Origin of the sequence: Enterobacter cloacae complex sp. S1, assembly GCF_014930525.1 — a bacterium.
Taxonomy (GTDB): Bacteria; Pseudomonadota; Gammaproteobacteria; order Enterobacterales; family Enterobacteriaceae; genus Enterobacter; species Enterobacter hormaechei_C.
Window position 1 is genome coordinate 15,891 of sequence record NZ_JADBRE010000007.1, and the last position, 13,092, is coordinate 28,982.

The 13,092-nt window shown below is 52.4% G+C and carries 10 protein-coding genes; 2 read left to right on the forward strand and 8 right to left on the reverse strand.

What is annotated here, in order from left to right; genetic code table 11:
• The first annotated feature begins 5 nt into the window (after positions 1 to 5).
• Positions 6 to 314 carry a PTS sugar transporter subunit IIB gene (locus tag IM290_RS07460; RefSeq protein WP_010425948.1) on the forward strand — a complete coding sequence of 103 codons (309 nt, stop codon included), beginning with the start codon at positions 6 to 8 and terminating at the stop codon, positions 312 to 314.
• Positions 314 to 631: a PTS lactose/cellobiose transporter subunit IIA gene (locus IM290_RS07465; protein WP_003862327.1), complete on the forward strand. Its 318-nt coding sequence runs from the start codon at positions 314 to 316 to the stop codon at positions 629 to 631. The genes IM290_RS07460 and IM290_RS07465 overlap by 1 nt, the downstream gene beginning before the upstream one ends.
• A 116-nt stretch (positions 632 to 747) precedes the next feature.
• Here IM290_RS07465 and rpoC read toward each other — a convergent pair whose 3' ends face one another.
• The 8 genes from rpoC to secE all read right to left on the reverse strand — a co-directional run bounded on the left by rpoC (position 748) and on the right by secE (position 12,838).
• Positions 748 to 4,971 (reverse strand): DNA-directed RNA polymerase subunit beta', encoded by a 4,224-nt coding sequence (rpoC, locus tag IM290_RS07470; protein WP_006810528.1) that lies wholly within the window; start codon positions 4,969 to 4,971, stop codon positions 748 to 750.
• Between the two features lie 76 nt (positions 4,972 to 5,047).
• On the reverse strand, positions 5,048 to 9,076 hold the full coding sequence (rpoB, locus tag IM290_RS07475; protein WP_015569976.1) for a DNA-directed RNA polymerase subunit beta: 4,029 nt from the start codon (positions 9,074 to 9,076) through the stop codon (positions 5,048 to 5,050).
• Between the two features lie 319 nt (positions 9,077 to 9,395).
• Positions 9,396 to 9,761, reverse strand: coding sequence for a 50S ribosomal protein L7/L12 (gene rplL / locus IM290_RS07480; protein WP_002445276.1), 366 nt, complete (start codon positions 9,759 to 9,761; stop codon positions 9,396 to 9,398).
• A 66-nt stretch (positions 9,762 to 9,827) separates the two neighbouring features.
• The gene (gene rplJ / locus IM290_RS07485; RefSeq protein WP_003862338.1) at positions 9,828 to 10,325 is read right to left on the reverse strand and encodes a 50S ribosomal protein L10; all 498 of its coding nucleotides are present in this window, start codon (positions 10,323 to 10,325) and stop codon (positions 9,828 to 9,830) included.
• Positions 10,326 to 10,614: 289 nt separating this feature from the next.
• On the reverse strand, positions 10,615 to 11,319 hold the full coding sequence (gene rplA / locus IM290_RS07490; protein ID WP_006810530.1) for a 50S ribosomal protein L1: 705 nt from the start codon (positions 11,317 to 11,319) through the stop codon (positions 10,615 to 10,617).
• Positions 11,320 to 11,322: 3 nt separating this feature from the next.
• Positions 11,323 to 11,751: a 50S ribosomal protein L11 gene (gene rplK, locus IM290_RS07495; RefSeq protein ID WP_003862340.1), complete on the reverse strand. Its 429-nt coding sequence runs from the start codon at positions 11,749 to 11,751 to the stop codon at positions 11,323 to 11,325.
• A gap of 156 nt (positions 11,752 to 11,907) precedes the next feature.
• Positions 11,908 to 12,453 (reverse strand): transcription termination/antitermination protein NusG, encoded by a 546-nt coding sequence (gene nusG / locus IM290_RS07500; RefSeq protein ID WP_003862341.1) that lies wholly within the window; start codon positions 12,451 to 12,453, stop codon positions 11,908 to 11,910.
• 1 nt (position 12,454) lies between these two features.
• Positions 12,455 to 12,838 carry a preprotein translocase subunit SecE gene (secE, locus tag IM290_RS07505; RefSeq protein WP_003862342.1) on the reverse strand — a complete coding sequence of 128 codons (384 nt, stop codon included), beginning with the start codon at positions 12,836 to 12,838 and terminating at the stop codon, positions 12,455 to 12,457.
• Positions 12,839 to 13,092: the final 254 nt, after the last annotated feature.

Sequence of the window (13,092 nt, forward strand, 5' to 3'; positions counted from 1 at the left end):
TGACTATGAAGAACATCGTTTTATGCTGTGCAGCGGGAATGTCAACCAGCATGCTGGTTCAACGTATGAAAGATGCCGCGCAGAAAAAAGGAGTCGAAGTAACCATTAAAGCCGTTCCGGTCGCGGAGTTTAAAGATAACATCGCGACGGCTGATATCGTATTACTGGGGCCACAGGTTAAATACGAACAGGCAAAACTCCAGGCGCAGGCCGATCCGCTCGGAAAAAAGGTTGCGGTCATCGACATGATGGATTACGGCATGATGAAAGGTGATGCCGTACTGGAAAAAGCGCTCAAACTTCTGGAGTCATAATGGAAGACTTAGAAACCACGATTATGGAACTGCTGGTCAACGCAGGCGCAGCGCGCAGCGCGGCCCTGACGGCGTTGCAGATGGCGCGAAAAGGCGACTTTGATGAAGCCGAGAAAGCGATGGAAGAATCGCGTGAATATGTGAAACATGCGCATACGATCCAGACGCAGCTTATCGGTCTTGATGAAGGGACCGGGAAACTTCCGGTTAACCTGATCACCGTTCACTCTCAGGATCACCTGATGAACGCGATGGTTATTCAGGATCTGGCGGGCGATATGATTGAGCTTTATCGACGTATCCCGTTAGTGAACTGAAGACATACAGATGTAAAAAAAACCCGCCGAGGCGGGTTTTTTATTGTCGGGTGGCGCTACGCTTACCCGACCTGTGATTCATATGCCCGGTAATTTTACCTACCGGGCATCAACGATTACTCGTTGTCGGAACCGCCCAGACCTGCGTTCAGCAGTTCTGCAAGGCTCGCGGATGCATCTTCGGCAGTCACCTGCGGTGCAGCTGGCAGTTCGCCCGCTGCGCGACGACGCATACGATCCTGGTGGTACGCATAACCGGTACCGGCCGGGATCAGACGACCCACGATAACGTTCTCTTTCAGACCGCGCAGTTCATCACGTTTACCTGCAACAGCCGCTTCGGTCAGGACACGAGTGGTTTCCTGGAACGATGCAGCAGAGATGAAGGACTCGGTTGCCAGAGACGCTTTGGTGATACCCAGCAGATCGCGTGCGAAGGTCGCACCGATTTTGCCGTTCGCTTCCAGATCGCGGTTAGCGATCTTAACGCGTGAGTATTCAACCTGCTCGCCTTCCAGGAAGTCGGAGCTGCCCGCGTTTTCGATGGTTGCTTTACGCAGCATCTGACGAACGATAACTTCAATGTGTTTATCGTTAATCTTAACGCCTTGCAGACGGTATACGTCCTGTACTTCGTTAACAATGTAACGGGTAACAGCATGCACACCACGCAGACGCAGGATGTCGTGCGGCGCTTCTGGACCATCGGAAACCACGTCACCACGTTCTACGCGTTCACCTTCGAACACGTTGAGCTGACGCCACTTAGGAATCATCTCTTCGTACGGCTCGCTGCCATCTACTGGCGTGATAACCAGGCGGCGCTTACCTTTGGTCTCTTTACCGAAGGAGATGATACCGCTGATTTCAGCCAGGATCGCAGGCTCTTTCGGACGACGTGCTTCGAACAGGTCCGCAACGCGTGGCAGACCACCGGTGATGTCCTTGGTACCGCCGGATTCCTGAGGAATACGCGCCAGGGTGTCACCAGAGCTGATCTGTACGCCATCTTCCAGCTGTACAATCGCTTTACCCGGCAGGAAGTACTGCGCAGGCATATCGGTACCAGGGATCAGAACGTCGTTACCCTGAGCATCAACGATTTTCAGTGCAGGACGCAGATCTTTACCGCCGGTAGTACGTTCAGCAGAATCCAGAACCACCAGAGAAGACAGACCGGTCAGCTCGTCGGTCTGACGAGTAATGGTCTGGCCGTCAATCATGTCAGTGAAGCGGATGAAACCACTTACTTCGGTGATAACCGGCATGGTGTGTGGGTCCCAGTTTGCAACGGTTTCACCGCCGGCAACCTGCTCGCCATCACCTTTCGCCATAACCGCACCGTAAGGCACTTTATAGCTCTCTTTAGTACGACCGAATTCGTCGATCAGCTTCAGCTCGGTGTTACGGGAGGTCACAACCAGCTTGCCTGCGGAGTTAACAACAGACTTCGCGTTGCTGAGCTTGATGCTACCTTTGTTTTTCACCTGGATGCTGGATTCAGCAGCCGCACGAGATGCCGCACCACCGATGTGGAACGTACGCATCGTCAGCTGTGTACCCGGCTCACCGATGGACTGTGCCGCGATAACGCCGATAGCCTCACCTTTGTTGATGATGTGGCCACGCGCCAGGTCACGACCGTAGCAGTGCGCACACACACCAAAGTCGGTGTCACAGGATACAACGGAACGCACTTTCACGGAGTCAACAGAGTTCGCTTCCAGCAGGTCACACCACTGTTCGTGCAGCAGGGTGTTGCGTGGAACCAGAATGTCTGCGGTGCCCGGCTTCAGAATGTCTTCCGCGGTCACACGACCCAGTACGCGATCGCGCAGCGGCTCTTTAACATCACCACCCTCGATAACCGGGGTCATGGTGATACCTTCGAGGGTGCCACAATCGTCTTCGGTGACGACCAGATCCTGCGCAACGTCAACCAGACGACGCGTCAGATAACCGGAGTTCGCCGTTTTCAGTGCGGTATCCGCCAGACCTTTACGCGCACCGTGCGTGGAGATGAAGTACTGGAGTACGTTCAGACCTTCACGGAAGTTCGCGGTGATTGGCGTTTCGATGATGGAGCCATCTGGCTTCGCCATCAGACCACGCATACCTGCCAGCTGACGAATCTGTGCCGCAGAACCACGCGCACCGGAGTCGGCCATCATGTAGATGCTGTTGAAGGAGACCTGCTGCTCTTCTACGCCGTCACGGTTAATCACGGTTTCGGTTTGCAGGTTATCCATCATCGCTTTAGATACACGATCGTTCGCCGCAGCCCAGATATCGATAACTTTGTTGTAACGTTCGCCTGCGGTTACCAGACCAGACTGGAACTGCTCCTGGATCTCAGCAACTTCAGCTTCCGCTTCAGAGATGATCTCGTGTTTCTTCTCTGGGATGACCATGTCATCGATACCAACAGATGCACCTGAACGCGCTGCATAAGCAAAGCCGGTGTACATTGTCTGGTCAGCGAAGATAACGGTCGGCTTCAGACCCAGAATGCGGTAACAGGTGTTCAGCATTTTGGAGATCGCTTTCTTGCCCAGCGCCTGGTTGACGATGGAGAAAGGCAGACCTTTCGGTACGATCATCCACAGAATGGCACGGCCAACGGTCGTGTCTTTCAGGCTGGTGTGCGCAACGAACTCGCCGTTTTCATCTTTTTCGTATTCGGTGATACGCACTTTAACGCGCGCATGCAGAGAGGCCAGGCCAGCGCGATAAATACGCTCAGCTTCTTTCGGGCCAGTCAGCACCATGCCTTCGCCTTTGGCGTTAACACAGTCACGGGTCATGTAGTACAGACCCAGTACAACGTCTTGAGAAGGAACGATGATAGGTTCACCGTTCGCTGGAGACAGGATGTTGTTGGTAGACATCATCAGCGCACGCGCTTCGAGCTGGGCTTCCAGCGTCAGCGGTACGTGAACAGCCATCTGGTCACCATCGAAGTCGGCGTTATAGGCCGCACAAACCAGCGGGTGCAGCTGGATCGCTTTACCTTCGATCAGGACTGGCTCAAAGGCCTGGATACCCAGACGGTGCAGAGTTGGTGCACGGTTCAGCAGTACCGGGTGTTCGCGGATCACTTCGTCCAGGATATCCCAAACGACAGCTTCTTCACGCTCAACCATTTTCTTCGCGGCTTTGATGGTGGTGGCGAGGCCACGCAGTTCCAGCTTGCCGTAGATGAACGGTTTGAACAGCTCCAGTGCCATTTTCTTCGGCAGACCGCACTGATGCAGACGCAGGTATGGACCTACGGTGATTACAGAACGACCGGAGTAGTCAACACGCTTACCGAGCAGGTTCTGACGGAAACGACCCTGCTTACCTTTGATCATGTCGGCCAAAGATTTCAGAGGACGTTTGTTAGAACCGGTGATCGCACGACCACGACGACCGTTATCCAACAGGGCATCGACTGCTTCCTGAAGCATACGTTTTTCGTTGCGTACGATGATGTCCGGCGCAGCCAGATCCAGCAGACGTTTCAGACGGTTGTTACGGTTGATCACGCGACGGTACAGATCGTTCAGATCCGACGTTGCGAAACGACCACCATCCAGCGGAACCAGCGGACGCAGATCTGGCGGCAGAACCGGCAGAACGGTCAGGATCATCCACTCTGGTTTGTTACCAGACTGAACGAACGCTTCCAGCAGTTTGATACGCTTGGTCAGCTTTTTACGCTTGGTTTCGGAGTTGGTTTCGTTCAGCTCTTCGCGCAGAGTTTCACACTCTTGCTCCAGATCCATGCTCTTCAGCAGGGCCTGGATAGCTTCCGCACCCATCTTCGCGTCGAATTCGTCACCGAACTCTTCCAGCGCGTCCAGATACTGTTCTTCGGTCAGGATCTGGTTACGTTCCAGATTGGTCATCCCGCCTTCGATAACCACATAAGATTCGAAGTACAGAACACGTTCGATATCGCGCAGCGGCATATCCAGCAGCAGACCGATACGGGACGGCAGAGATTTCAGGAACCAGATGTGAGCGGTCGGAGACGCCAGCTCGATGTGGCCCATACGCTCACGGCGTACTTTGGTCTGGGTCACTTCAACGCCGCACTTCTCACAGATCACACCACGGTGTTTCAGGCGCTTGTACTTACCGCACAGGCACTCGTAATCTTTTACTGGCCCGAAAATACGCGCACAGAAAAGGCCGTCACGCTCAGGTTTGAACGTACGGTAGTTAATGGTTTCCGGCTTTTTAACTTCACCGAAAGACCATGAACGGATCATGTCTGGCGAAGCCAGAGCAATTTTGATCGCATCAAACTCTTCGGTTTTAGTTTGCGCTTTCAGAAACTTTAATAAGTCTTTCACGGATTTGCTCCCGTCGGAGTTAGCACACTCTGCTGTCGGGCGTTAACCCGACAGCAGTGACCTGTTTGAGCGAGAATTACTCGTCTTCCAGTTCGATGTTGATACCCAGCGAACGAATCTCTTTCAACAGTACGTTGAAGGATTCTGGCATGCCCGGTTCCATCTGATGGTTGCCGTCTACGATGTTCTTATACATCTTAGTACGACCGTTCACGTCATCAGACTTAACGGTGAGCATTTCCTGCAAGGTGTATGCTGCGCCGTATGCTTCCAGCGCCCACACTTCCATCTCCCCGAAGCGCTGACCACCGAACTGAGCCTTACCACCCAGCGGCTGCTGAGTAACCAGGCTGTAAGAACCGGTAGAACGAGCGTGCATCTTGTCGTCGACCAGGTGGTTCAGTTTCAGCATGTACATGTAACCTACGGTTACCGGACGCTCGAACTGTTCACCGGTACGGCCGTCAAACAGCGTAATCTGACCAGACGTTGGCAGACCACCCAGTTGCAGCAGCTCTTTAATTTCAGCTTCTTTTGCACCGTCGAATACCGGCGTTGCAATTGGCATACCTTTGCGCAGGTTCTCTGCCAGACGCAGCACTTCTTCATCGCTGAAGGTGTTCAGGTCGACTTTCTGACGAACGTCGGTACCCAGATCGTAGGCACGCTGGATGAACTCGCGCAGTTTCGCGACTTCCTGCTGCTGTTTCAGCATGGCGTTGATCTTATCGCCGATACCTTTCGCAGCCATACCCAGGTGGGTTTCCAGAATCTGACCGATGTTCATACGAGACGGTACGCCCAGTGGGTTCAGTACGATATCTACCGGCGTACCGTTAGCATCGTGCGGCATATCTTCGATCGGGTTGATCTTAGAGATAACACCCTTGTTACCGTGACGACCTGCCATCTTATCACCAGGCTGGATCTGACGTTTAACAGCCAGATACACCTTAACAATCTTCAGCACGCCTGGTGCCAGATCGTCGCCCTGAGTGATTTTGCGGCGTTTCGCTTCGAGTTTTTTCTCGAACTCGTGTTTCAGTTCGTCATACTGCTCAGCCAGCTGTTCCAACTGATTCTGTTTCTCTTCGTCGGTCAGGCCCAGTTCCAGCCAGCGATCGCGTGGCAGTTTGTCGAGCTTCTCAGCTTCAACGCCACCGGCAACCAGCACCGCATAGATACGGCTGAACAGACCTGCTTCGAGGATTTGCAGTTCTTCAGACAGGTCTTTCTTAGCCTGTTTGAGCTGCATCTCTTCGATTTCCAGCGCACGCTTATCTTTCTCAACGCCGTCACGGGTGAAGACCTGAACATCGATAACCGTACCGGAAACACCGTTTGGTACGCGCAGAGAAGAGTCTTTAACGTCAGACGCTTTCTCACCGAAGATAGCACGCAGCAGTTTCTCTTCTGGCGTCAGCTGGGTTTCGCCTTTCGGCGTGACCTTACCAACCAGAATGTCACCGCCGGTCACTTCCGCGCCGATGTAAACAATACCGGATTCATCCAGTTTAGAGAGCGCAGCTTCACCCACGTTCGGGATGTCAGCGGTGATCTCTTCTGGCCCCAGCTTGGTGTCACGGGACACACATGCCAGTTCCTGAATGTGGATGGTGGTGAAACGATCTTCCTGAACCACACGCTCGGAGACGAGGATGGAGTCTTCGAAGTTGTAACCGTTCCACGGCATGAACGCTACGCGCATGTTCTGACCGAGCGCCAGTTCACCGAGGTCGGTGGACGGACCGTCAGCCAGCACGTCGCCGCGCTCAACTGGCTCACCCAGAGACACACATGGCATCTGGTTGATACAGGTGTTCTGGTTAGAACGGGTGTATTTGGTCAGGTTGTAGATGTCGATACCCGCTTCGCCCGGATACATCTCGTCTTCGTTAACTTTGATAACGATACGGGATGCGTCAACGTACTGAACGGTACCGCCACGCTTAGCAACTGCTGTAACACCAGAGTCAACGGCAACAGCACGTTCCATACCGGTACCAACCAGCGGCTTATCAGCACGCAGAGTTGGAACGGCCTGACGTTGCATGTTCGCACCCATCAATGCACGGTTGGCGTCATCGTGTTCCAGGAACGGGATCAGGGACGCACCGACGGATACCACCTGCTGGGTGGATACGTCCATGTAGTCAACCTGGTCGCGGCTGAACAAGCTGGATTCGCCTTTGCTACGGCAGGTAACCAGATCTTCTACAAAGTGGCCTTCGTCATCCAGGTTGGAGTTCGCCTGAGCGATAACGTAGTTGCCTTCTTCGATAGCAGACAGGTAATGAATTTCGTCAGTAACAACACCGTCGGTCACTTTACGATACGGGGTCTCGAGGAAACCGTATTCGTTCGTCTGTGCGTACACGGACAGGGAGTTGATCAGACCGATGTTTGGACCTTCAGGCGTTTCGATTGGACATACGCGACCGTAGTGAGTCGGGTGTACGTCTCGAACTTCAAAGCCTGCGCGTTCACGGGTCAGACCGCCTGGGCCGAGTGCGGAGATACGACGTTTGTGCGTGATCTCAGACAGCGGGTTGTTCTGGTCCATGAACTGAGACAGCTGGCTGGAACCGAAGAACTCTTTCACTGCCGCAGAAATCGGCTTCGCGTTAATCATATCCTGAGGCATCAGGGTATCCAGATCGCCCAGAGACAGACGCTCTTTCACCGCACGCTCTACACGTACCAGGCCAACGCGGAATTGGTTTTCCGCCATTTCGCCTACGGAACGGATACGACGGTTGCCGAGGTGGTCGATATCGTCCACTTCGCCTTTACCGTTACGGATATCGATGAGCTTCTTCATCACTTCAATGATGTCGTCTTTGCTCAGGATACCGGAACCTTCGATCTCGTCGCGCAGCAGAGAACGGTTGAACTTCATACGACCAACCGCGGACAGATCGTAGCGGTCTTCGGAGAAGAACAGGTTCTCGAACAGGCTTTCAGCCGCTTCGCGAGTTGGTGGCTCACCAGGACGCATCATGCGGTAGATTTCGACCAGCGCGCTCAGACGATCGTTGGTTGGGTCGACGCGTACAGTCTCAGAGATGTACGGACCGTGGTCCAGATCGTTGGTGAACAGCGTTTCGATACGTTTGTGGCCAGACTGGCTCAGCTTAGCCAGCAGATCCAGGCTCAGCTCCATGTTCGCCGGGCAGATCAGCTCGCCAGTTGATTCATCAACGTAATCTTTCGCGGCTACTTTTCCTGCAATGTATTCAACCGGAACTTCGATGTGTTTGATATCATCTTTTTCCAGCTGGCGGATGTGGCGCGCGGTGATACGGCGACCTTTTTCCACATACACTTTGCCGTCGGCTTCGATGTCGAACGACGCGGTCTCACCACGCAGACGTTCCGGCACCAACTCCATCTGCAACTTGTTGTCGCGGATTTCAAAGATCACTTTCTCAAAGAACAGGTCCAGGATCTGCTCAGTGGTATAGTTCAGTGCACGCAGAATGATGGTTGCAGGCAGCTTACGACGACGGTCGATACGGACAAACAGGTTGTCTTTTGGATCGAATTCGAAGTCCAGCCATGAACCACGGTAAGGAATGATGCGTGCGTTATACAGTACTTTACCGGAAGAGTGCGTTTTACCTTTATCGCTGTCGAAGAAGACGCCCGGGCTACGGTGCAGCTGGGAAACGATAACACGCTCAGTACCGTTGATAACGAAAGTACCGTTGTCCGTCATGAGTGGAATTTCACCCATGTAGACTTCTTGTTCTTTAATGTCTTTTACGGTGCCTTCCGGCGCTTCGCGCTCGTAGATCACCAGACGCAGTTTTACGCGCAGCGGTGCGGAATAGGTCACGCCACGGATCTGACATTCCTGAACGTCAAACACCGGTTCGCCAAGGCGGTAGCTGACGTACTGCAGCTCGGAATTACCGCTGTAGCTCTGAATCGGGAACACGGAACGGAAGGCTGCTTCCAGGCCGTACTGCCCTTCAGGATCTTGCTCGATAAACTTCTGGAACGAGTCAAGCTGGATAGAAAGGAGATATGGAATGTCCAGAACTTGTGGACGTTTACCAAAATCCTTACGAATACGTTTTTTCTCGGTATAGGAGTAAACCATAGGGTTCCTCAGCTCGCTGACAAGTCGACCCATCTGTCCGACGAAGGGACAGTTTGTGCAACACCATTTTGTGGACCGGAAAATTGAATACTTTCCGCAATACCTGTTGCTATCACGCTTAAACCATTTCATTGCGATTTACACAGAGCGAGCACCCTGTCGCAGTATATTAAGTCGTCGATAGAAACAAGCATTGTCAGGACAACCAGCAGTCAAACAGTGTGAAATGCTGCTGATGCCTTACAGCGCAAAAAGGCTGGTGACTAAAAAGTCACCAGCCATCAGCCTAATTACTTAGGCTGCAACCAGAAAAGTTGGCTTATTTAACTTCAACTTCAGCGCCAGCTTCTTCCAGAGATTTTTTCAGTGCTTCTGCGTCGTCTTTGCTCACGCCTTCTTTCAGCGCAGCTGGAGCAGATTCTACCAGGTCTTTAGCTTCTTTCAGACCCAGGCCAGTTGCGCCACGTACTGCTTTGATTACAGCAACTTTGTTCGCGCCAGCAGCTTTCAGAATTACGTCGAATTCAGTTTTTTCTTCAGCAGCTTCAGCCGGGCCCGCAGCTACAGCTACAGCAGCAGCAGCAGAAACACCGAATTTTTCTTCCATTGCAGAAACCAGCTCTACAACGTCCATTACGGACATAGCTGCTACTGCTTCAATGATTTGATCTTTAGTGATAGACATTTAAATTGTTCCTGAAAATCAGAATAAGTTTATACGTAAGCAAATGCTTTATAAAGATAACTGCGATTAAGCAGCTTCTTTCGCATCGCGTACAGCAGCCAGAGTGCGAACCAGTTTGCCAGCCGCAGCTTCTTTCATGGTTGCCATCAGGCGTGCAATTGCTTCTTCGTAGGTCGGCAGGGTTGCCAGGCGATCGATTTGCGATGCCGGGATCAACTCACCTTCAAAGGCTGCAGCTTTGACCTCAAATTTTGCATTCGCTTTCGCGAACTCTTTGAACAGACGAGCAGCAGCGCCCGGGTGTTCCATAGAGTATGCAATCAGGGTCGGACCAACAAACGTGTCTTTCAGGCACTCGAACTGAGTACCTTCAACTACGCGACGCAGCAGGGTGTTACGAACAACACGCATGTATACGCCAGCTTCACGACCTGCTTTACGCAGTTCAGTCATTTTGTCTACAGTAACGCCACGGGAATCCGCAACTACTGCAGACAGCGCGCCTTTGGCTACTTCGCTGACTTCAGCAACAATCGCTTGTTTGTCTTGAAGATTTAAAGCCATTAGCTTTGCTCCTGGATGTTTGCCGGAACTCATGTTCCGGAACTCACTTCACTCAACCCAACGGGAAGAGCGTCTTAATACGGTGAGCAGAAACAAGCCAGAGTATTTAAAATAATCTTAGCGTTCTGTCACCGTCTACGCAGGGGATTAAGTTTCTTGCGAAACACCTGCGGTCTTCGACGGAGGCCTGGATAGGCCAGGCTCCAACGAACAATTCTTTTAGCCGCTAACTTTTGTTAGCAAACGTGGGGGTAAGATTGTAGACAAAATCACCGCCCACGTAAAGGCATTAGTTTGCAGCAGCGCTCAGGCCAGCCTGGTCAACTGCAACACCTGCACCCATGGTGGTGGAGATGCTAACTTTCTTGATGTACACGCCTTTCGCCTGAGTTGGTTTTGCTTTTTTCAGCGCAACCAGCAGAGCTTCCAGGTTTTCTTTCAGTTTGTCAGCGTCAAAGTCCACTTTACCGATGGTGGTGTGGATGATGCCGTTTTTGTCGTTACGGTAACGAACCTGACCTGCTTTAGCGTTCTTAACCGCTTCAGCAACGTTAGGGGTTACAGTACCCACTTTCGGGTTTGGCATCAGGCCGCGTGGACCCAGAACCTGGCCCAGCTGGCCAACAACGCGCATTGCATCTGGAGAAGCAATAACAACGTCAAAGTTCATTTCGCCTTTCTTGATCTGATCAGCCAGATCTTCCATACCTACCAGTTCAGCGCCGGCAGCTTTAGCAGCTTCAGCGTTTGCACCCTGAGCAAATACAGCTACGCGTACGGAACGGCCAGTACCGTGTGGCAGTACAGTTGCGCCACGAACGTTCTGATCGGATTTACGAGCGTCGATGCCCAGGTTAACGGCAACGTCAACGCTTTCAACGAACTTAGCAGTTGCCAGTTCTTTCAGCAGAGCGATAGCTTCGTTGATGTCGTACTGTTTGGTCGCATCAACTTTGTCACGGATCACGGACATGCGCTTGGTCAGTTTAGCCATTTCTTAGTCCTCCACTACCAGGCCCATGGAACGTGCAGTACCTTCGATGGAGCGAGTCATCGCTTCAATGTCGGAACCAGTCATGTCGGCAGCTTTGGTCTGCGCGATTTCCTGCAACTGAGCGCGGGAAATTTTACCCACTTTGTCTTTGTTCGGCTTACCGGAACCAGACTTGATGCCCGCTGCTTTCTTCAGCAGAACTGCTGCTGGAGGGGTTTTGGTAACGAAAGTGAAAGAACGGTCAGCGTAAACAGTGATTACAACTGGGATTGGCAGACCTTTTTCCATGGATTCAGTTTTGGCGTTGAACGCTTTACAGAATTCCATGATGTTCACACCCTGCTGACCCAGAGCTGGACCAACTGGTGGACTTGGGTTCGCCATACCTGCTGCAACCTGCAGCTTGACGTAGGCTTGTACTTTCTTAGCCATTCTAAAATCCTCTGATTGGGTAATAACGCCTCGGAGAGGCTCCCCGTGAATAAAATTCGTTTTACGGGTCGGGACCCATAAAAACAAAAGGCGCGAAATTGTATTCCAATCTCGCGCCCTGTGCAACGATTAAATCGTCGCTTTTTTGATCGCTGCTTAGGCTTTTTCTACCTGAGCAAAGTCCAGCTCTACCGGGGTCGCACGACCAAAGATAGAAACGGAAACTTTCAGGCGGGACTTCTCGTAGTCCACTTCTTCGACGACGCCATTGAAGTCAGCAAACGGACCGTCGTTAACACGAACCATCTCACCCGGTTCAAACAGCGTTTTCGGACGCGGTTTATCACCAACCTGCTGGAGGCGGTTCATAATCGCATCAACTTCTTTGTCGCTGATTGGCGCCGGACGGTCAGATGTGCCGCCGATAAAGCCCATCACGCGTGGTACGCTGCGCACCAGGTGCCAGCTCGCGTCGTTCATCACCATCTGAACCAGCACGTAACCCGGGAAGAATTTACGCTCGCTTTTGCGACGTTGGCCGCCACGGATCTCAACCACTTCTTCGGTCGGAACCATAACTTCGCCAAATAACTCTTCCATATTGTGTAATTTGATATGCTCACGCAGCGACGTAGCTACGCGGCCTTCAAAACCGGAAAACGCCTGAACGACGTACCAGCGCTTTTTAGGGGCTTCAGACATCTCAGAACCTCAGGCCAGTGATAAAGGATACCAGGCGAACCAGAATACCATCCAGTCCCCACAGGATCAGTGACATTACAGCGGTTACCGCCGCTACAATCAGCGTGGTGTGCAATGTTTCCTGGCGAGTCGGCCAAATGACCTTGCGGACTTCGGTACGCGCTTCGCGGGCAAACGCAACGGTCGCTTTGCCTTTCGTCGTCAACAGCGCGACACCACCCGCCGCAGCAATCAGAATTACCACTGCAAGCGCGCGTAGCGGCAGCATCATGTCACGATAAAGATAGTTGCCGACAATCGCCACAATCAGCAGCACGGCTACAACTACCCATTTCATCGCTTCCAGGCCGCGCCCGCTCCCTTGAGCTTCGGTATTCGCACTCATAAACCAACCTGTCAGAAGTATTCTACAAACATTTTCACCCCGCGAGTGCGAGGCAAACCAATCGAAATGCTATTCGCTTTTCGTATTATACGCTCTCCGCAGAGCCTGTCTCAGCAATGATTATGACAAAATTAATCACTGATGAGCCAGGTTCTGATGTGAAAGCGTGCAAAAAGGGCATCAAATGATGCCCTTTTATTGCGCATTGCGTCAAATGTTATCAGCGATTAGCCGAGAACTTTAGCAACAACGCC

Excerpts from the sequence above, each read along its gene's own strand:
- rpoB (WP_015569976.1), bottom strand. The coding sequence starts at position 9,076 with ATGGTTTACTCCTATACCGAGAAAAAACGTATTCGTAAGGATTTTGGT.
- rplL (WP_002445276.1), bottom strand. The coding sequence starts at position 9,761 with ATGTCTATCACTAAAGATCAAATCATTGAAGCAGTAGCAGCTATGTCC.
- nusG (WP_003862341.1), bottom strand. The coding sequence starts at position 12,453 with ATGTCTGAAGCCCCTAAAAAGCGCTGGTACGTCGTTCAGGCGTTTTCC.
- secE (WP_003862342.1), bottom strand. The coding sequence starts at position 12,838 with ATGAGTGCGAATACCGAAGCTCAAGGGAGCGGGCGCGGCCTGGAAGCG.
- rplK (WP_003862340.1), bottom strand. The coding sequence starts at position 11,751 with ATGGCTAAGAAAGTACAAGCCTACGTCAAGCTGCAGGTTGCAGCAGGT.
- IM290_RS07460 (WP_010425948.1), top strand. The coding sequence starts at position 6 with ATGAAGAACATCGTTTTATGCTGTGCAGCGGGAATGTCAACCAGCATG.
- rplJ (WP_003862338.1), bottom strand. The coding sequence starts at position 10,325 with ATGGCTTTAAATCTTCAAGACAAACAAGCGATTGTTGCTGAAGTCAGC.
- rplA (WP_006810530.1), bottom strand. The coding sequence starts at position 11,319 with ATGGCTAAACTGACCAAGCGCATGTCCGTGATCCGTGACAAAGTTGAT.
- IM290_RS07465 (WP_003862327.1), top strand. The coding sequence starts at position 314 with ATGGAAGACTTAGAAACCACGATTATGGAACTGCTGGTCAACGCAGGC.